The organism is Streptomyces sp. NPDC047453 (assembly GCF_040643155.1).
Lineage (GTDB): Bacteria > Actinomycetota > Actinomycetes > Streptomycetales > Streptomycetaceae > Streptomyces.
In genome coordinates this window covers 84,489-103,737 of sequence record NZ_JBEYTS010000005.1, presented here as the reverse complement: position 1 = coordinate 103,737, position 19,249 = coordinate 84,489, and the positions used below count along the sequence as shown (strand labels likewise).

Genomic DNA, 19,249 nt, shown 5'->3' with positions numbered 1-19,249 from the left:
CGGGGCGGCGGGGGCGCGACCGGGGTTGTCCACAGCCCCCGCGGCCCGCCTGCCCGGCGGCGTACGCTGAAGGAATCCCCGGCCCGCGCACGAGTCGGGATCTTCGCGCTGCCCACCCTCGGACGGATTCGGACGGAAAGCCCCCCATGAGCCTGCACGGTCTGCTCGACGCCGTCGTCAAGGACCCAGCCCTCGCGGAAGCGATCACCGCGGCGGCGGACGGCAACCGCATGCACGTCGACCTCGTCGGTCCTCCCGCTGCCCGCCCCTTCACCGTCGCCGCCCTGGCCCGTGAGGCCGCCCGTCCCGTGCTCGCGGTGACGGCGACCGGCCGCGAGGCCGAAGACCTGGTCGCGGCCCTGCGCTCGCTGCTGCCGGCGGAGGGCGTCGTGGAGTACCCCTCCTGGGAGACGCTGCCGCACGAGCGGCTCAGCCCGCGCAGCGACACCGTGGGCCGCCGCCTGGCCGTGCTGCGCCGCCTGGCCCACCCGAACCCCGACGATCCGGAGACCGGCCCGGTCTCCGTCGTCGTCGCACCCGTGCGCTCGGTACTCCAGCCACAGGTCAAGGGCCTGGGCGACCTGGTGCCGGTGTCCCTGCGAACGGGGCAGACGGCGGACCTGAACAACGTGGTGGACGACCTCGCCGCCGCCGCGTACTCCCGCGTGGAACTGGTGGAGAAGCGTGGCGAGTTCGCCGTGCGCGGCGGCATCCTCGACGTGTTCCCGCCCACCGAGGAACACCCCCTGCGCATCGAGTTCTGGGGCGACGACGTCGAGGAGATCCGGTACTTCAAGGTCGCCGACCAGCGCTCCCTGGAGGTCGCCGAGCACGGACTGTGGGCCCCGCCCTGCCGTGAGCTTCTGCTCACCGAGGACGTACGCATGCGGGCGCGTGCACTCGCCGAGCGGCACCCGGAGCTCGGCGAGCTGCTCGGCAAGATCGCCGAGGGCATCGCGGTGGAGGGCATGGAGTCCCTGGCGCCGGTCCTCGTCGACGACATGGAGCTGCTGCTCGACGTGCTGCCCAAGGGCGCCATGACCGTGGTCTGCGACCCGGAGCGGGTGCGCACGCGCGCGGCGGACCTGGTGGCGACCTCCCACGAATTCCTCCAGGCGTCCTGGGCGGCCTCGGCCGGCGGCGGCGAGGCGCCCATCGACCTCGGCGCGGCCTCCCTGTGGTCGATCGCGGACGTGCGGGACCGGGCGCGCGATCTGGACATGATGTGGTGGTCGGTGTCGCCGTTCGCCGCGGACGAGACGGTGTACGACGGGGACGGGGACACGCTCAAGCTGGGCATGCACGCGCCCGAGGCGTACCGCGGGGACATCGCGAAGGCGCTCGCCGACACCAAGGGCTGGCTCGCGGACGGCTGGCGCGCGGTGTTCGTCACCGAGGGCCACGGCCCGGCCTCGCGCACCGTCGAGGTGCTGGGCGGGGAGGGCATCGCGGCCCGCCTCGACGTGGACCTCGGGCAGGTGTCCCCGTCGGTCGTGCACGTCGCCTGCGGCGGCATCGACCACGGCTTCCTCGACGCCGCGCTGAAGCTGGCCGTGCTCACCGAGACCGACCTGACCGGCCAGAAGACGGCCGGCCGGGACGGCGCGCGGATGCCGGTGCGGCGGCGCAAGACCATCGACCCGCTGAGCCTGGAGACGGGCGACTACATCGTCCACGAGCAGCACGGCGTGGGCCGCTACATCGAGATGGTGCAGCGCACGGTGCAGGGCGCGACCCGCGAGTACCTGGTGGTGGAGTACGCCCCGGCCAAGCGCGGCCAGCCCGGCGACCGGCTGTACATCCCCACCGACCAGCTGGAGCAGATCACCAAGTACGTCGGCGGCGAGGCGCCCACGCTGCACCGGCTCGGCGGCGCCGACTGGACGAAGACCAAGGCGCGGGCGAAGAAGGCGGTCAAGGAGATCGCCGCCGACCTGATCAAGCTCTACAGCGCGCGGATGGCGGCGCCCGGGCACGCCTTCGGCACGGACACGCCGTGGCAGCGCGAGCTGGAGGACGCCTTCCCGTACGCGGAGACCCCGGATCAGCTGACCACGATCGCCGAGGTCAAGGAGGACATGGAGAAGTCGGTCCCGATGGACCGACTGATCTGCGGCGACGTCGGCTACGGCAAGACGGAGATCGCGGTCCGTGCCGCCTTCAAGGCCGTCCAGGACGGCAAGCAGGTCGCGGTCCTGGTCCCGACGACACTGCTGGTGCAGCAGCACTTCGGCACGTTCTCCGAGCGGTACGCGCAGTTCCCGGTGAACGTCCGAGCGCTCTCCCGCTTCCAGACCGACACCGAGGCGAAGGCGGTCGTGGAGGGCCTCGGGGACGGCGCGGTGGACATCGTCATCGGCACCCACCGCCTGTTCTCCTCGGAGACGAAGTTCAAGGACCTCGGCCTGGTCATCGTCGACGAGGAGCAGCGCTTCGGCGTCGAGCACAAGGAGCAGCTGAAGAAGCTGCGCGCGAACGTCGACGTCCTGACGATGTCGGCGACCCCGATCCCGCGCACCCTGGAGATGGCGGTGACCGGCATCCGGGAGATGTCGACGATCACCACGCCGCCCGAGGAGCGGCACCCGGTGCTGACGTTCGTCGGGCCGTACGAGGAGAAGCAGATCGGCGCGGCGATCCGCCGCGAACTGCTGCGCGAGGGCCAGGTCTTCTACATCCACAACCGGGTGGAGTCCATCGACCGCGCCGCGGCCCGGCTGCGGGAGATCGTCCCCGAGGCGCGCATCGCCACCGCCCACGGCCAGATGTCGGAGGCGGCCCTGGAGCAGGTCGTCGTCGACTTCTGGGAGAAGAAGTTCGACGTGCTGGTCTCCACGACGATCGTCGAGTCCGGCATCGACATCTCCAACGCCAACACCCTGATCGTGGAGCGCGGCGACAACTTCGGCCTGTCCCAGCTGCACCAGTTGCGCGGCCGGGTGGGCCGCGGCCGCGAGCGCGGCTACGCCTACTTCCTGTACCCGCCGGAGAAGCCGCTGACGGAGACGGCCCACGAGCGCCTGGCGACCATCGCGCAGCACACCGAGATGGGCGCCGGCATGTACGTGGCGATGAAGGACCTGGAGATCCGCGGCGCCGGAAACCTGCTGGGCGGCGAGCAGTCCGGGCACATCGCGGGTGTCGGCTTCGATCTGTACGTCCGCATGGTCGGTGAGGCGGTCGCGGATTACCGGAGGCAGTTGGAGACAGGGGAGGCCTCGGCGGGAGGGGCGGAGGAGCCACCGCTCGAGGTCAAGATCGAGCTGCCGGTCGACGCGCACGTCCCGCACGACTACGCGCCCGGCGAGCGGCTGCGCCTCCAGGCCTACCGGTCCATCGCCTCCGCGAACTCCGAGGAGGACATCAAGGCCGTCCGCGAGGAACTCACCGACCGCTACGGCAAGTTGCCCGAGCCGGTGGAGAACCTGCTGCTGGTGGCCGGGCTGCGCATGCTTGCCAGGGCCTGCGGTGTCGGCGAGATCGTCCTGCAGGGCAACAACATCCGCTTCGCCCCGGTGGATCTGCGCGAGTCGCAGGAGCTGCGCGTCAAGCGCCTCTACCCGGGCTCGGTGATCAAGCCGGCCGTCCACCAGGTCCTCGTACCCCGTCCCAAGACCGCGAAGATCGGCGGCAAGCCGCTGGTCGGCCGTGAACTGCTGGGCTGGGTGGGGGAGTTCCTGGCGTCCATCCTGGGGTCGTAGCCCGCGCGTCTGTGGGGTCGCGGAGGGTGCGCGGTGCGCGCGTTCGCCCCTCGTGACCCCAGTACCCCCCGTGTGGCCTGGGCGTATTCCCCGCTACGGTGGGCACCAGGTGAAGGACGCCCGAACCAGGGGCGGGACCAGGCAGGTTAGGGGAGGGGCGCAGCGTGACGCGTCTGAGGGGCGGGGCGGTTGCGGCTGCCGTCGTGGCACTGTTCGTGACCGGATGCACGGAGCAGTTGGACGGCGGCGCGAGCGGACCGGAGCCGGCGAAGACCGGCGGCGAGGCGCTCGCCGCCGCCGAGTCGCTGACCGTCAAGGGGCGGTCGCCGAAGACCGGTTACGTCCGGGAGAAGTTCGGCACCGCCTGGGCGGACACCGACTCCAACGGCTGCCCCACCCGCGACGACATCCTCAAACGGGACCTGAAGCAGGTGCGGTTCACCGACGGGGACTGCAAGGTGTCGTACGGCGTGCTGGAGCGGGACCCGTACTCCGACAAGGAGATCGTCTACCGGCGTGGGCGCAGCCAGGTCGACATAGACCATGTCGTCGCCCTCTCGGACGCCTGGCAGAAGGGCGCCGCGTACTGGGACGCGAGCAAGCGCATAGCGCTCGCCAACGACCCGCTCAACCTGATAGCCGTGGACGCGAGCGCCAACCGCTCCAAGGGCGACGGCGACGCGGCGACGTGGCTGCCGCCCGCCAAGGCCTACCGGTGCACGTACGTCGCCGCGCAGGTCGCGGTGAAGAAGAAGTACGAACTGTGGGTCACCGCGGCCGAGAAGACCGCGATGAAGAAGATCCTGTCCACCTGCCCCAGCCAGAAGCTCCCTTCGGGTGGCAACCCGACGAAGGCACCGGAGCGGTTCCGGGCCCGCTGAGAAGCGGTCGGCGTCGCCGTCACGCGCCGTGACGCCCTGGGGCCGGGGAGGCGGGTATTCCTCCCCGGCCGGGGCGGCGGTCCGACCCGCTCCCCCCAGAGGGGTGACGGACCGCCGGAGGGGTGGTCGGGTGGGGCGCCGTTCGGGCGTCAGAGCTTGTCGAGGTCCAGGACGTCCTTGTCGGCGGGCGGCACCGCCTGGACCGGCTTGCCGTAGTCCGTGAAGGAGATGTTCTCCGGCTGCTTCGCCGTGGTGTTCTCGATCCGGAGCAGGTACGGCTTGCCCTCGGTGGCGACGTAGAGGGTGTAGCGGTCCTTGCCCTCGGCCTCGGTGAGGGTGAACGCGGGGGTGCCGTCGAGGGTCGTCGCCTTGCCCTTGCGGGCCGCCGAGCGGGTGTCGTCGAAGTCGGCGAGCAGTTTGTCGAGGTCGCAGAAGTCGGCCATGTCCTTGGCGTCGTCGCTGTCGGCGCCGGTCTTCACCCAGCGGTCGGCGAGCATGTCCACCACACCGTCGACCTCGGACTTGGACTGCCCCTTGCCCTCGGAGCGCAGGTACGCCTCGTCGAACTTCATGTAGACGGTGTCGTCTGTCCTGATGAGGCCGACCTTGCCCTCGCCGTACATGCCCAGGGTCCCGGCGCAGTGCCCCTCGCGGTCCAGGGCCAGGTCCAGTTCGATGGTGCCCTCGTCGTCGGGGACGCTGCCCTTCAGGGTGAGGGAGGTGGCGCTCCGGGTGGCCTTGAGCGCCCTGTCGACGATCTCCTGCCCGGACAGGTCGGCGAACGGGGCGCGTTCGGCCGTGGCGCCGGCGGATTGGTGTGCCTTGCCCTTGGCGTCGCCGCCCGCCGCGTCCGGCTTCTCGGAGCCGCACGCGGTGAGCGCGAGCGAGGCGGTGACGGCGGTCAGGCAGAGTGCGGCGGCGGTGTGACGCATGGGGGTCCCCCGAGGGTGTCGTGAGGTGGGTGAGCGGCTGCCGTGCCCTGGTGTCGGCACGGGCAGGGGGTGTGGTGCGGCGGGGAGCGCCGGGGACCGGGGGCCCGGTGCGGTGCGGTGCGGGGCGCTGGGTGCGAGGCCCCGAAGCGGTGCGGCACCGGGTGCGGGGGCCCCGGTGCTGGAGGGGGAAGCAGGGGATGAGAGGCGTGCGGCGCGGGGCGCGGGCCTGGTCCGCCGGCTCTAGAAGTTGCCGTTGCCGAGCAGTTCGCCGTCGGCGTCGTAGATCGTGACGAGGCCGTTCTTGCTGTGCTTCCAGTCCGCGAAGGCGGAGGCGATCAGATTGGCGGGACCCGTTCCCTTGCCCATCAGGCCGCCGGTGAAGTCGGTGTGGACGTCGACGCTGTCGAGGATGTCGTTCTGCTCGTCGGCGCCCTGGACCTTGGTGACGTGGGCGACGGCCTCCTTCTCCTTCGCGGTGCCGTTCTTGTTCACGAAGGCCTTGAACTGGTCCGCCTGGGAGCCGTTGACGGCGTCGGACTTCTTGTCCTTGGCGCCGCCCTTGCCGGAGGTGCCGCCGCTGGCCCCGTCGGCCGCCGCCGAACTGGACGAGCCGCTCTTGGAGTCGCCGGTGTCCGCGCCGCACGACACCGCGCCGATGATCGCGAGACCCACGGCGGCACCCATTGCGAGCTTCGTCTTCATGCCCATGAGAAATCCCTCCCCCAGGATGGCGGCCGCCGATCCGGCGGCCGCTCGTTCCGATGGGTCAATCAGAGCAGGCTTTGTGAACCGAGTCAACATGGCAACTCTCGATTCATCGATTCACCTCGTGAAGGGGGCTTTCGGGCGTCCTTGGGTATGCTCGACGCCACAGAGCCATCACGAGGGGAGCCGCGCGGGTGCAGGACAACGCCACTGAGGTGACCGCCGCCGGAATCGCACGCCTCGCGGGGGTCGGCCGGGCCGCCGTCAGCAACTGGCGCCGCCGTCACGCCGACTTCCCCCGGCCCGTCGGCGGCACCGAGGCGAGCCCCGCCTTCGGGCTCGCCGAGGTCGAGGAGTGGCTGCGCAAGCAGGGCAAACTCGCCGAGGTCCCGCTCCGCGAACGGGTCTGGCAGCAACTTGCCGGACATCCCGCCGGCCCCGTCACCGCCCTCGTCCACGCGGGCTGCGCCCTGCTCCTGATCCGCGACCGGCCCACCGAATGGCTGAAGCTGAGCGGCCTGACCGACACGCGTATGGCGGAGCTGCTGCCCGCCCAGCTCGCCAAGGCCCTCACCTGGCGGTTCGGTTCACAGATCGCTGTGAACACCGAGGGCGCCACCCCAGCCCCGGTCGACGCCGGCCACAGTTCACAGGCGTCTGTGAACACCGACGGCGTTCCCTCCGCCGCCGCACCCGGTTCCGGCCCGGTGGCAGCCCCCGTCGGCCACACCGGCCACGCGGCCCTGACCCCACCCGGCCCCGCCGAACTGGCCGCCTCCGTGCCGCTGCTGAGGGGCGTCGGCGAACTCGCCGTCGAACTCGGCACCCGCCGCGCCTTCGAGTTCCTGCTCGGACGGCAGCTCGACGCCAACCCCCGCCAGTACACGCTCACTCCGGCCGGGCCGGCCGCCCTGATGGCCGAACTCGCCGGCCGGCCCCGTACGGTGCTCGACCCCGCCGCCGGCACCGGCGCCCTGCTCGGCGCGCTCGGCTCGCCGACCGTCGTGTACGCGCAGGACGCCGCCCCCGACCTCGCCGCCCTCACCGCGCTGCGGCTCGCCCTGAGCACCGACGCCGAGGTGCACGCGCGCGTCGGCGACACCCTGTGCGCCGACGCCTTCCCCGGCCTCGCCGTGGACGCGGTGCTGTGCCATCCGCCCTTCAACGAGCGCAACTGGGGCCATGACGAACTCGCCTACGATCCGCGCTGGGAGTACGGCTTTCCCGCCCGTACCGAATCCGAGCTGGCCTGGGTCCAGCACGCCCTCGCCCACCTGCGCGACGGCGGCACCGCCGTCCTGCTGATGCCGCCCGCCGCCGCGTCGCGCCGCTCCGGCCGCCGCATCCGCGCCGACCTGCTGCGCCGCGGCGCCCTGCGCGCCGTGATCGCGCTGCCCGCCGGATCGGCGCCCCCGTACAACATCCCGCTGCACCTGTGGGTGCTGAGCCGCCCCGCCGCCGGAGCCCAGCCCTCGCCGCCCGAACTGCTGCTCGTGGACACGGCGGACGCCGCCGACGGGCGCGCCCGCGGCGACTGGCAGGCCGTGCGCTCCGCCGTCCTCGATGCCTGGCGGCCCTTCGACCGCACCGGCACGGCCGACGAGCAGCCGGGGCTCAGCCGCTGCGTACCGGTGATCGACCTCCTCGACGACGATGTCGACCTGGCCCCCGCCCGCCATCTGCCGCTCCCGGCCGACGGCGGAGCCGAGCGACTGGCCGACGTCGGCGCACGCCTGGGCGACACCCTGCGGCTCGCCGCCACCCTCGCCCCGCCGCCGCCCGCCACCGGGGCGCCGCCGGCGCGCTGGCCGCTGACCACCGTCGGCGAACTCGCCCGCGCCGGAGCCCTGGTCCTGCGCACCTCCGGCAGTTCCGGTCCCACGGCGGCGTCACACCCCCGCACCCCGGCCGCCGGCCGGCCGGCCCGCGCGGGCGTCCCCGTCCTCACCGACCACGACGTCCTCGCCGCCGCGGCGCCGTCCGGGGTGCTGCCCGACGGGGAGCCGGCCGAGGACATCGTGCTCACTGAAGCCGGCGACGTCGTCGTCCCCGTCCTCGGCGGGGGACGCGTCGCCCGCGTCGTCGACGAGCGCACCGCCGGGGCCGCGCTCGGCCGCAACCTCACCCTGCTGCGCCCCGACCCGGTCGCGCTCGACCCGTGGTTCCTCGCCGGATTCCTGCGCGGCACCGCCAACAACCGCCAGGCCAGCAGCTACGCGTCCACCGCGACCCGGCTCGACGTGCGCAGGCTCCAACTCGCCCGGATCCCGCTGGAGCAGCAGCGGACCTACGGCGAACGGTTCCGCGGGCTGGCCGCCTTCGAGGACGCCCTGCGACTGGCCGGACACCTCGGCGAGCAACTCGTGCGGGGCATGTACGACGGGCTGACCGACGGGACGGTCCCGCCCGGCGGCTGACGGACCGGCGGCCGAGCGGGCGGCGCGGCGGGACGGGGCTGGGCGGTGCGGCGGGAAAGGGAGACGGCAACGGTTCGGTACATCCCAAGCCGGTTCTCCGGGTTGACCGATACCCTCGGAACACGCTCGGAACACCCTTGGTTCCGCACCGTCCGCACCGTCCCCGCAGGAGCCCTGCCAGGGCCTCGGCACTAGGAGCAGTCATGCACGGCCCCGGCTACGCGCCGCCGCAGCCTCCGCGCCCCTCGACCGCGCTGGTGGTCGGGCTCAGGGTGCTGTTCGTGGCCCTCTCGGTGCTGAGCCTCGGCTTCCTGGCCTGGGGCACCATGCTGCGCGTCGCCTGCATGACCCGGGCCCGGCGCGACTGGGTCCTGTTCGCGCTGTCGCTCGTCCTCCTGTTCGTGGGGTGCGTGTTCCTCGGCGTCGACGGCACCGGCGAGGAGGGCGACCTGGAGACCTGGCGCGGCGACGTCGGTGTGGCGCTGCTCCTGCTGTCCGCGTTCGGCAGCGTCGGCTACTTCCTGTACCGGGACCTCCGCCACCACGAGGCCCTCCTGGCGGGTCGGGTCGCCCCCAGTGCCACGGCCGCCACCGTGGTGTACGGCTACCCGCCGTCCCCCGCCCCGCAGAGCTACGGTCCGCCGCCCACCCCGTACGGCCGGCCGCAGCCCGCGCCCTACTCCCCGCCGCAGCCGGGGCCTTACTCCCCGCCGCGGCCCGCCTCCTTCCCACCCGCGCCGAACCCGGCGCACGCCCCCAACGCGGTGCCCCAGCAGCCGCAGCGTCCCGCGCCCGCCCGGATCGACCAGGTCCGCGCCGAACTGGACGAGTTGAGCGACTTCCTGCGCGGCCAGGACAACGGCCCCGGCCATGGCGGCCAGTCCGGCCATGGTGGGCGGTCCGGCCATGGTGGGCGGTCCGGACCGGGTGGGACCCCGGGTACCGGGGACGCCGGGTTCACCACGAGCTGGGGCGCGGGGGACGACCGGTGACCGCACGCGTCGTCGCCGGACGCTACGAACTGTCCACGCTCATCGGGCAAGGCGGCATGGGCCAGGTCTGGACGGCCTACGACCAGCGGCTCGACCGCCGGGTCGCCGTCAAGCTGCTGCGCCCCGACAAGGTCGCGGGCCCCCGCAGCCAGGACGCCGCCGAGCTGCGCCGCCGCTTCGTCCGCGAGTGCCGCGTCACCGCGCAGGTCGACCACCCCGGCCTGGTCACCGTGCACGACGCGGGCAGCGAGGACGAGAACCTCTACCTCGTCATGCAGTACGTCGACGGCGCCGACCTCGCCGACCACCTCGCCGAACACGAGCCGTACCCCTGGCAGTGGGCGGTCGCCGTCGCCGCCCAGCTGTGCGCCGTACTGTCCGCCGTGCACGCCGTACCGATCGTCCACCGCGACCTCAAACCGCGGAACGTGATGGTGAAGCCGGACGGCACCGTCACCGTCCTCGACCTCGGCGTCGCCTCCGTCCTCAACGCCGAGACCACCCGCCTCACCCGCACAGGATCACCCATCGGCAGCCCTGCCTACATGGCCCCCGAACAGGCCATGGGCGGCGCCGTCGGCCCGTACACCGACCTGTACGCGCTCGGCGTGGTGCTGCACGAACTCCTCAGCGGCGATGTCCCGTTCGCCGCGTCCACCGCGGTCGGCGTGCTGCACCGCCACCTCTACGAGCCGCCGGTGCCCGTGCGCCGGCTGCGCCCCGAGATCCCCGACGCCCTCGAATCCCTCGTGCTGCGGCTGCTCGCCAAGGACCCCCAGCACCGCCCGGCCAGTGCCCAGGCGGTGTACGAGGACCTGCTGCCGCTGCTGCCCCCGCGCGGCCCGCACACCGGCGGACCCCTCGATCCGACCCGCCCCTTCCTGCGCCCGCACGCCCCCTGGCCCGACCGCGCCGTCATCCCCGCGCCGCGCCCCGAACCGCCCACCGCCAGGACCGGCGGCCACCACGATGTCGCCACCGCCGTCGACGAGGTCAAGCGGCTGCTCGGCGAGGGCCGCATCACCCAGGCCGTCGACATCCTCGGCGCGATCCTCCCGGCCGCCGCCGCCCAGCACGGCGAGCACTCCCCGGTGGTGCGCACCCTGCGCAAGCAGTACGCGGCCACGCTGATGGACGACGGCCAGTACCGGCGCGCCCTGCCCGAACTGCGACGCCTCGCCGACGAACGGGCCACCGAGGCGGGCGCCGCCGACCCGCAGTCCCTCCGGTTCCGCTACGACGCGGCGCAGTGCCTCGAACAACTCGGCGAGCCGGCCGCGGCGCTCACCGAGTACCGGGCCCTGCTGCCCTACTTCGAGAACCGGTTCGCGGAGAACCCGTACACGGCCGCCGACCCCGACCTGCCCCTCGAGATCCGCCGCCGCATCGGGCACCTGCTGCTCGCCCTGGGCGACCCGACCGCCGCCCACGACACCCTGCTGCGCCTGCTCCACGACGCGGAGCGGCGGCACGGACCCGTGCACCCCTTCCCGGTCGAGATCCAGCGCACCCTGCAGTGGCTGGGTCAGGTGCACGGCTGACCGGTGCGGTTCAGCGCGCGCACGGGATGTGGTTCGGCGTCCGTTCGGGGCTGCGGCTCAACGCCCGTACGCGGTGCGGCTCAACGCCCGTAGGGGTAGCCGTACGTGCCCTGCGGCACCGTGGGTGAGGAAGGGGCCGCCCCGTACCCGGCCGCTGCCGCCGCTTGCGGTATTCGCCGGTCGAACACGGCGAACAGCAGCATCCACGTCGCCATCAGCAGGCACAGGATGATCACGGCGCCGAGCACCGCGGCGGCGTCGCTGTCGTCGGGCACGAGGGACAGTCCCGGCATCACGGCGCACTCGTACAGGACGAACGCGGCGAAGGCGCCCCAGTCCGATCCGCGTCCGCGGCGGATCGCCACGTACAGGAACGGCACCCACACCAGCAGGCCCAGCGAGCCCCAGACCAGGACGGACCAGGCGATCCGCTGGAACCAGCCGGCCTCCAGCCGCTTGTCCATCTCCACCCCCAAGCGCTCCGCCACTCGGGGACGGAGTCGTCGCAGGGCAAGGTTAGGCCACGGCGGGGGGTGTGGAGGCCGCTTGTGGACGACGGGCCGGGTGGCGGGAAGGGGCGAGGGGCGCAGGGGAGCGCGCGGGCTCAGGACTCCTTGCGCAGGGCGCCGACGATCCGGAGCGTGAGCTTCTTCGCCGTCGCCGCCCCGTTGTCATGGCCGTCCGTCGACATGACGCTGACGACGTTCGTGCCGACGCGGGCCGCGACCAGGGTCGTGCCGTTCTCCCAGGACGGGTCGGTGAGGGTGAGGGTGTAGGCGCCGTCGCCCAGGCCGGGCGTGGAGCGGCCGGTGACCTTCACCTTGGTGTGGGTCTGCGAGTCGGTGAAGCCCGCGCAGTCCGTGGCCGTCCTCTCCACGGCCTTGAGGACGCTCGCCGCCGTCGTGCCCCGGTAGGTGTCGATCTCCTGGCCGATGTCCTCGGAGGTGTCCTTGCGGACGTAGTCGTTCTGGGCGAAGGACACGCCGGTGATCCCGGTGACGTCTATCCAGGCGGTGCCGCCCAGCTTGGTGCAGTCCGGCTTGGCCGCCGGGGCGTTCGACGGGGGCGTGTAGGTGTCGCCGGAGTCCCTGGCCCCGCTCAGGTCGACGGCGAAGCCGGAGGCGAAGAACGACGCCGGGGCGAGGGCCTTCTTCAGCTGGGTGCCCGTGAGCAGACCGGCGTTGGGGTCGCGGGTGGACCCGGAGGACGCGTGGCCGGCGGACCCGGACGAGCCGGTCGAACCGGACGAGCCGCAGGCCGTCAGGGCCAGGGGAAGAGCGGCCAGGGCGAGGACATGGGCGGCGCGGGACGCGAAGTGCATGTGAGGTGCTTTCTCGGGCTGGGCCACAGAGGAGTGGCCAGCGGACCTTATGCTGCCCGAGCAGGCCGGACCGTCGCCCGTCGCAGGTAACACGCGTGTTTTTGCTGCGTCTTGAGTGATTCTTGTGCCCTGCGAGGCGATCACTTTTCGGGCCGGAGACATTCCGTCGGTTAGCGTGCCTCCGCACACGCGCAACAAGCACGTACACGACAACAGGGGTGGGGATGGCCGAACACCGGCAGTCGAAGAAGCGCAGGTACATCACGTGGGCGGCGGCCGGGGCCGTCGTCGTCGCCGGCGCCGGGATCGCGGCCCAGACCTCCATGGCGGCCACCGCCTGGCCCGCCCAGAAGACCTTCACCGGCCGTGCCTTCGACACCTGCACGGCGCCCTCGCTGAGCGCCATGAAGGCCTGGAACACCGGCTACTACGGCGCCGCGGCCGTCTACATCGGCGGCAAGAACCGCGGCTGCGCCCAGCCCAACCTCACCGCCTCCTGGGTGAAGTCGGTCAGTTCTATGGGCTGGAAGCTCATCCCGCTGTACGTCGGCGCCCAGCCGCCCTGCCAGAAGAGCGCCAACCCCGAGCGGCTCACCGCCGCCACGGCCGCCTCCCTCGGCACCAGCGACGCCAAGGACGCGGTGGCCAAGTCGGCGGCGCTCGGCATCAAGGCCGGCAGCCCGGTCTACCTCGACATGGAGCCGTACGACATCACCGACAAGGCGTGCAACAACGCCGTGCTGACCTACGTCCGCGCCTTCGACAAGGAACTGCGCGCCAAGACGTACCGGGCCGGCTTCTACGGCTTCACCAGCTCCAGCGCCAAGGCCATCGCCACCGCGACGGACAAGACCGACCTGCCGGGCAACCTCTGGTACGCCCTGTGGGACGGCAAGGACACCACCACCACGGACTGGCCCTTCGGCAAGACCCAGTTCACCGACCACAGCCGCGCCCACCAGTACATGGTCAACAGCAAGGAGACCCGCGGCGGCTACACCCTCACCGTCGACCGCGACGCCTGGGACGCCCCGGTGGCAATCACCGGCTGATCCGGGACCGGGCGGTGACGCCCGGCTTCCGTGTCGGCCGACGTCCACTCGGACGGGACGTGGTGCGACGGTGCCCGAAGTCGTGGTGAATCGTTGGTCGAATGGGTTGGCCGGAGCCCGGCCGCTGCCTAATATCGATCACCGCAAGACTTTGTGCACCGCCGCACAATCTCCACCACGGGAGGTTTCCTTGCACCGCCGCCGTCGCACCGCGCTCGTCCTGTCCGCCGCGATCCTCGCGGCGGCCCCCCTGCTCACCGCCTGTGGAAGCGACGCGCGTCCGGGCGCGGCGGCCGTGATCGGCGGCCAGCGGATCACGCTCGGGCAGTTGCAGAGCCGGGTGAGCGAGGTGCGCGACGCGCAGCGTGCCGCGGTGGCCGACGAGGCGCAGTACCAGCAGGCTGTCGCCGCGACTGGCACCCTCACCCGGGACACGCTGCACCAGATGGTGCTCGACCGGGTGCTGGACCGCGCCGCCAAGAACGCCGGCCTCAGCGTCAGCCGCCGCGAGATCCAGCAGCTGCGCACCGGTCTCGAACAGCAGGCGGGCGGCGCCAAGGCGCTCGAGGACACCTGGCTCCAGCGGTACGGGGTACCGCCGCGGCGCCTCGACGACAACCTCCGCCTCCAGCTGGAGGCGCAGAAGCTCGCGGCCCATCTGAACACCGACGCCGGCCAGCCGGTCTTCTGGAAGGCGCTGTCCGAGGCCTCCGCCGAACTCCACGTCGACCTCAACCCGCGCTATGGCACGTGGGACGTCGAGAAGAGCACCCTCGTGAACGCCAAGACGCCGTGGCTGCGGGACGTCTCGGCGGTGGACGCGAAGCAGTCGGCCTGACCGGACGCCGGACGACCGGACGCCGGACGACCGGGCCTGTGGACAACCGGGCCGGGGGACAGCCCCCGGCCTGTGGACAACCAGGGGTGGCGTCGCCGGTGTGCGTTACGTTCGGACCGTGAACACCACCAGCGCGACCACCTCCGCAGCGGCCCCGGGCCGGATCGTCCTGCTCACCACCAGCCACCGGGTCGCCCCCGGGCTGCTGTCCTGGCCCGCCTGGCAGGCGCTGCGGGCGGCCGACCGGGTGCTGTGCGCTGACGGCGCCCATCCGCAGCTGCCGTATCTGCGCGAGGCGGGCATAGCCGTGGACGAGTCGGCACCGAGCGCCGAGGAACTGGTGGACGCGTGCACCGGCGGCCGTACGGTCGTCGTCGTGGCCACCGGCGAGGGCGAACCCGCCCTGACCGACGGACTGGCCCGTCTGGCCGGCTCCGGCCGTGTGAACATGCCGGAGCTGGAGTTGCTGCCCGCCTCCTACGACCTGCCCGGCGCCCGCCTGCTCGACCTCGTCCAGGTCATGGACCGCATCCGCGCCGAGTGCCCCTGGTCGTCCCGGCAGACCCACAAGGGCCTGGCCAAGTACGGCATCGAGGAGGCGTACGAGCTGGTCGAGGCGATCGAGGACGGCGACCGCGAGGAGCTGCGCGAGGAACTGGGCGACGTCCTGCTCCAGGTGGTCTTCCACGCCCGTATCGCCGAGGAGGACCCCGAGGAGCCGTTCTCCATCGACGACGTGGCCGGCACCATCGTCGCCAAGCTGATCCACCGCCACCCGCACGTCTTCGGCGACGAGACCGCCACCACCCCGGAGGAGGTCAAGGAGCACTGGCTGCGCACCAAGGCCGAGGAGAAGCGGCGCACCTCCGTGACCGAGGGCGTCCCCCTCGGCCAGCCCGGCCTCGCCCTCGCCGCCAAGCTGGCCTCCCGGGTCCGCACGGCGGGCCTGGAGGTCCCCCTCCCGGCGAGGGAGGGCTTCGGGTACGAGCTGCTGGCGCTGGCCGCCCGCGCCGAGGCGGAGGGCGTCGACCCGGAGGCGGCACTGCGCGCGGCGGCGCGCGCGTACCGGGACGCGATCGTAGAGGCGGAGGGCAACTGAAGCCCTGAGGGCGCGGGCGGGGTGGGGGTGGAGCGGCAGGGGATCCGGGGGCATCGCCGCCAGGGACGGGAAGGGCCGGAGCCGCGACGGCGGGGGCGGAAAGCCTTGCGCCGAACCCCCGGCGCTAGGGTCAACCGTATGCACGACCAGCCACCCGCCCTGTTCACCTGGGAGTTCGCGAGCAACCCCTACCCGGCCTATGCCTGGCTCCGCGAGCACGCCCCCGTGCACAGGACCCGGCTGCCCAGCGGAGTGGAGGCCTGGCTGGTCACCCGGTACGCGGACGCCCGGGAGGCCCTGGCCGACCAGCGGCTGTCGAAGAACCCGGCGCATCACGCCGAGCCCGCGCACGCCAAGGGCAAGACCGGCATCCCCGGTGAGCGCAAGGCCGAGCTGATGACCCACCTGCTGAACATCGACCCGCCGGACCACACCCGGCTGCGCCGGCTGGTCAGCAAGGCGTTCACCCCGCGCCGCGTCGCCGAGTTCGCCCCGCGTGTGCAGGAGTTGGCCGACGGACTCATCGACGGGTTCGCCGAGCGCGGCACCGCCGACCTCATCCACGAGTTCGCCTTCCCGCTGCCCATCTACGCCATCTGCGACCTGCTCGGCGTTCCCCGCGAGGACCAGGACGACTTCCGGGACTGGGCGGGCATGATGATCCGCCACGGCAAGGGCCCGCGCGGCGGGGTCGCCCGCTCGGTGAAGAAGATGCGCGGCTATCTCGCGGACCTCATCCACCGCAAGCGCGAGGCGCTCCCGACCGAGCCCGCCCCCGGTGAGGACCTCATCTCCGCCCTCATCCGCGCCTCCGACCACGGCGAGCACCTCACCGAGAACGAGGCCGCCGCCATGGCCTTCATCCTTCTGTTCGCCGGTTTCGAGACCACCGTCAACCTCATCGGCAACGGCACCTACGCCCTGCTCACCCACCCCGAGCAGCGGGACCGGCTCCAGCGGTCCCTCGCCGAGGGGGACGGCGGCCTGCTGGAGACGGGAGTGGAGGAACTCCTGCGCTACGACGGTCCGGTGGAGCTGGCCACCTGGCGCTACGCCACCCGGCCGCTCACCATCGGCGGGCAGGACATCGCCGCCGGCGACCCGGTCCTCGTCGTCCTCGCCGCCGCCGACCGGGACCCGGAGCGGTTCGCCGGCCCCGACGTCCTCGACCTCGGGCGGCGTGACAATCAACACCTCGGCTACGGACACGGCATCCACTACTGCCTCGGCGCACCGCTCGCCCGTCTGGAGGGCCAGACCGCGCTGGCGACCCTCCTCACCCGGCTCCCGGACCTGCAACTGGACACAGATCCAGCCGACTTGCGCTGGCGCGGCGGGCTCATCATGCGCGGACTGCGGACGCTGCCGGTGCGGTTCACACCCGGTCGGTAAGTCACAGGGAAGCCGGACAAGGCAGGAAAAGGCGCCTGCCGCCGCTCCACGCCTACCCAATGACGGGCACGAAGGTGACACATGTTCAACGGTGTGATCTTCACGTGATCTGTGCGGCATGAACTTGTGACAAGCGATCGTCAGCCGATACTTTCACCCATCAGCGTGGCGCCGAGTCTGCGGTCGCCACGCGGGTCACCGCTGTCGCACGAAAGGTCTCCGTATGCTCTCCGGGAACGGTCGTCACCGTCGGCCCCGTCAGGCTCCGGCCCTCCTCGTCGCCGCCGGAGTGGCCGGATCCGCCATCGCCATCCCGCTGATCGGCGCCGGCGGCGCCAGCGCGGCCGACGGCAACGCGTGGGACAAGGTGGCCAAGTGCGAGAGTGGCGGCGCCTGGAGCGCCAACACCGGCAACGGCTACTACGGCGGCCTTCAGTTGACGCAGGACGACTGGGAGAAGTACGGCGGCCTCGACTACGCCTCGAGCGCCGACCAGGCCAGCCGGTCCCAGCAGATAGCCGTGGCCAAGAAGCTGCTCGCCGACAAGGGCCCCGGTGCCTGGCCGACGTGCGGGCTGCTCTCCGGGCTCAACGAGAAGTCCGGGGCGGCGAAGGTCGACACCGGTGTGGGCAATTCATCCGGAGCCTCCAACTCGTCCGGAAAGTCCCTCACGGACGACCTCGGTCTGTCCGACTCGTCACAGGCATCGTCGAGCGATCCGTCGGGTTCGACTGGTTCGTCCGGTTCGCCGGATACCGACCCGGGTCCGGCTGATTCCTCCGGTTCCTCTGGCTCGCCGACCGCGTCCCCCACCACGTCCTCCCCTTCGCCGTCCTCGCCCGCCGAGAAGGGCAACCCGGCCAAGTCCGACACGTCCCCCGATGTCGCCGCAAGCGGGTCCCAGTCGCCCGACGCCTCGCCCTCGGTCACGCCGCAGCCGAGTGGCACGGACAACTGGGGGCAGGTCGGCGGCACTTCGACCCTGGTCGACACCGGGGCGCTCGACACCGGGGTGCTCGGCGGTGGGCGGCACCGCGGCGGCAGTGCCGCCGAGGACCCGGCCGACAGTCACGCGGCCGCGTCCTCCGGCCGCCACGCCTCCCGCGGCGGCGTCACGCGCGCCGTCGTCGCCGACTCCTACACCGTCCGTGCCGGCGACTCACTCGAGTCCATCGCCGACTCCCTTGACCTCCAGGGTGGATGGGATGCGCTGTATGCGGCGAACAGGGGGGCGATCGGGTCCGACCCCAACTACATCTCCGCCGGTCAGACCCTGAATCTCCCTACCGAAACGCCCTAAAGGCAGCGGGAGTTCACGCCCCACTTCGCACTGAATGTCCCATTCGGTGAAAGTGTGGGATGACTCTCAGAAGCCCTGATCGTCTTTGGAATTCGGCGGAGCGCGTGCCTACGGTCGTGACCGCTCGTCACCGCGAGCCCCGGCTGCCGCAACGCCGAATCCTGCCAGCGGCCGTACGGGAACAGTCGTCGCGTCAAGCGCCGTGGGCAGGAGCGGGGGACCCAAGGTAAGTGCCGCGCCCGGCAGTTGACCGGAGCGGCTAGGGGTGGAGCCGTGCCTCACGCACGAGGCACGGCCGGGCAACTCAACCGGCCCGAACCCGACAGCTCACCTCGCAGGCGTCGGTGAGGGGATCCCACCATGCTGTTCTCCAGCAAGGGCAAGCACCGTCGTACGTCCAAGACCACCCGTGTCATCGCGCTCGCCGGTGTCGCCGGCGCCGCCGTCGCCGCCCCGCTGATGGCGGTCGGCGACGCCTCCGCCGCCACCGCCTCCGAGTGGGACGCGGTCGCCCAGTGCGAGTCCGGCGGCAACTGGTCCATCAACACCGGCAACGGCTTCTACGGTGGCCTCCAGTTCACCAACTCCACCTGGGCCGGGTACGGCGGCACCGCCTACGCGTCGCGCGCCGACCTGGCCTCCAAGTCGCAGCAGATAGCCGTTGCCGAGAAGGTCCTCGCGGGCCAGGGCAAGGGCGCCTGGCCGGTCTGCGGCAGGGGCCTGTCCGGCGCCGCCTACACCGGCAGCGCCCCCGCGTCCTCGTCTCCTTCTTCGTCTTCTTCTGGCGGCAGCTCCGCCAAGAGCACCACCACCCGCTCGACCGAGCAGCAGGCCGCCAACCGCTCCGCGACGCGTCCGGCCCCGAGCAAGACCGTCACCACGCCGACCGGCGAGAAGGTCAAGAAGGGCGACGGCGAGTACAAGGTGGTCTCCGGCGACACCCTCAGCTCCATCGCCGCCGAGCACGGCGTCCAGGGCGGCTGGAAGAAGCTGTTCGAGCTGAACAAGGACATCGTCGACGACGCCGACCTCATCTACCCGGGCCAGCAGCTCCACCTGAAGTAAGGGCCCGTCCCGC

At 72.2% G+C, this 19,249-nt stretch carries 15 protein-coding genes and 1 riboswitch; of the genes, 11 read left to right on the top strand and 4 right to left on the bottom strand.

The genetic code is table 11. From position 1 onward, the window contains the following. Positions 1 to 146: 146 nt before the first annotated feature. Together mfd and ABZ818_RS07205 are read left to right on the top strand one after the other, a co-directional pair. Positions 147 to 3,701, top strand: a complete 3,555-nt coding sequence (mfd, locus tag ABZ818_RS07210; protein ID WP_361411823.1) for a transcription-repair coupling factor — start codon at positions 147 to 149, stop codon at positions 3,699 to 3,701. Between the two features lie 164 nt (positions 3,702 to 3,865). After that, entirely contained in the window at positions 3,866 to 4,582 is a 717-nt protein-coding gene (locus ABZ818_RS07205; protein ID WP_361411821.1) for an HNH endonuclease family protein, read from the top strand. A gap of 149 nt (positions 4,583 to 4,731) precedes the next feature. On the opposite strand, the gene ABZ818_RS07200 is transcribed toward ABZ818_RS07205, so the two are convergent. Next, positions 4,732 to 5,514 carry a hypothetical protein gene (locus ABZ818_RS07200; protein WP_361411819.1) on the bottom strand — a complete coding sequence of 261 codons (783 nt, stop codon included), beginning with the start codon at positions 5,512 to 5,514 and terminating at the stop codon, positions 4,732 to 4,734. Positions 5,515 to 5,754: 240 nt separating this feature from the next. After that, positions 5,755 to 6,222 (bottom strand): hypothetical protein, encoded by a 468-nt coding sequence (locus ABZ818_RS07195; protein WP_361411817.1) that lies wholly within the window; start codon positions 6,220 to 6,222, stop codon positions 5,755 to 5,757. A 191-nt stretch (positions 6,223 to 6,413) separates the two neighbouring features. Here ABZ818_RS07195 and ABZ818_RS07190 point away from each other — a divergent pair, with 191 nt between their 5' ends. The 3 genes from ABZ818_RS07190 (at position 6,414) to ABZ818_RS07180 (ending at position 11,169) form a co-directional block, all read left to right on the top strand. Next, positions 6,414 to 8,636: an N-6 DNA methylase gene (locus ABZ818_RS07190; RefSeq protein WP_361411815.1), complete on the top strand. Its 2,223-nt coding sequence runs from the start codon at positions 6,414 to 6,416 to the stop codon at positions 8,634 to 8,636. A gap of 203 nt (positions 8,637 to 8,839) precedes the next feature. Beyond that, positions 8,840 to 9,628, top strand: a complete 789-nt coding sequence (locus ABZ818_RS07185) for a hypothetical protein (protein WP_361411813.1) — start codon at positions 8,840 to 8,842, stop codon at positions 9,626 to 9,628. Next, entirely contained in the window at positions 9,625 to 11,169 is a 1,545-nt protein-coding gene (locus tag ABZ818_RS07180; protein ID WP_361411811.1) for a protein kinase, read from the top strand. The genes ABZ818_RS07185 and ABZ818_RS07180 overlap by 4 nt, the downstream gene beginning before the upstream one ends. Positions 11,170 to 11,249: 80 nt before the next feature. Here the strand turns inward: ABZ818_RS07180 and ABZ818_RS07175 are convergent, their stop codons facing one another. Further along, positions 11,250 to 11,657, bottom strand: a complete 408-nt coding sequence (locus ABZ818_RS07175; protein WP_361411809.1) for a hypothetical protein — start codon at positions 11,655 to 11,657, stop codon at positions 11,250 to 11,252. A gap of 116 nt (positions 11,658 to 11,773) precedes the next feature. Then, positions 11,774 to 12,490, bottom strand: a complete 717-nt coding sequence (locus ABZ818_RS07170; protein WP_361411807.1) for a hypothetical protein — start codon at positions 12,488 to 12,490, stop codon at positions 11,774 to 11,776. Between the two features lie 224 nt (positions 12,491 to 12,714). Here ABZ818_RS07170 and ABZ818_RS07165 point away from each other — a divergent pair, with 224 nt between their 5' ends. From ABZ818_RS07165 to ABZ818_RS07140, 6 genes are all read left to right on the top strand, one after another. Next, complete coding sequence (locus tag ABZ818_RS07165) at positions 12,715 to 13,542, top strand: glycoside hydrolase domain-containing protein (RefSeq protein ID WP_361411805.1); 828 nt, start codon at positions 12,715 to 12,717, stop codon at positions 13,540 to 13,542. Between the two features lie 190 nt (positions 13,543 to 13,732). After that, a complete protein-coding gene (locus tag ABZ818_RS07160) occupies positions 13,733 to 14,380 on the top strand; it encodes a SurA N-terminal domain-containing protein (protein WP_361411803.1) in 648 nt (215 codons plus the stop codon). Between the two features lie 118 nt (positions 14,381 to 14,498). Beyond that, positions 14,499 to 15,479, top strand: a complete 981-nt coding sequence (locus ABZ818_RS07155; protein WP_361411801.1) for a nucleoside triphosphate pyrophosphohydrolase — start codon at positions 14,499 to 14,501, stop codon at positions 15,477 to 15,479. 138 nt (positions 15,480 to 15,617) lie between these two features. Then, positions 15,618 to 16,871, top strand: coding sequence for a cytochrome P450 (locus tag ABZ818_RS07150; protein ID WP_361411799.1), 1,254 nt, complete (start codon positions 15,618 to 15,620; stop codon positions 16,869 to 16,871). Between the two features lie 223 nt (positions 16,872 to 17,094). Continuing rightward, positions 17,095 to 18,171 (top strand): transglycosylase family protein, encoded by a 1,077-nt coding sequence (locus tag ABZ818_RS07145; RefSeq protein WP_361411797.1) that lies wholly within the window; start codon positions 17,095 to 17,097, stop codon positions 18,169 to 18,171. Between the two features lie 188 nt (positions 18,172 to 18,359). Beyond that, positions 18,360 to 18,527: riboswitch (cyclic di-AMP (ydaO/yuaA leader) on the top strand. Positions 18,528 to 18,531: 4 nt separating this feature from the next. Beyond that, complete coding sequence (locus tag ABZ818_RS07140) at positions 18,532 to 19,236, top strand: transglycosylase family protein (protein WP_361411795.1); 705 nt, start codon at positions 18,532 to 18,534, stop codon at positions 19,234 to 19,236. Positions 19,237 to 19,249 lie beyond the last annotated feature (13 nt).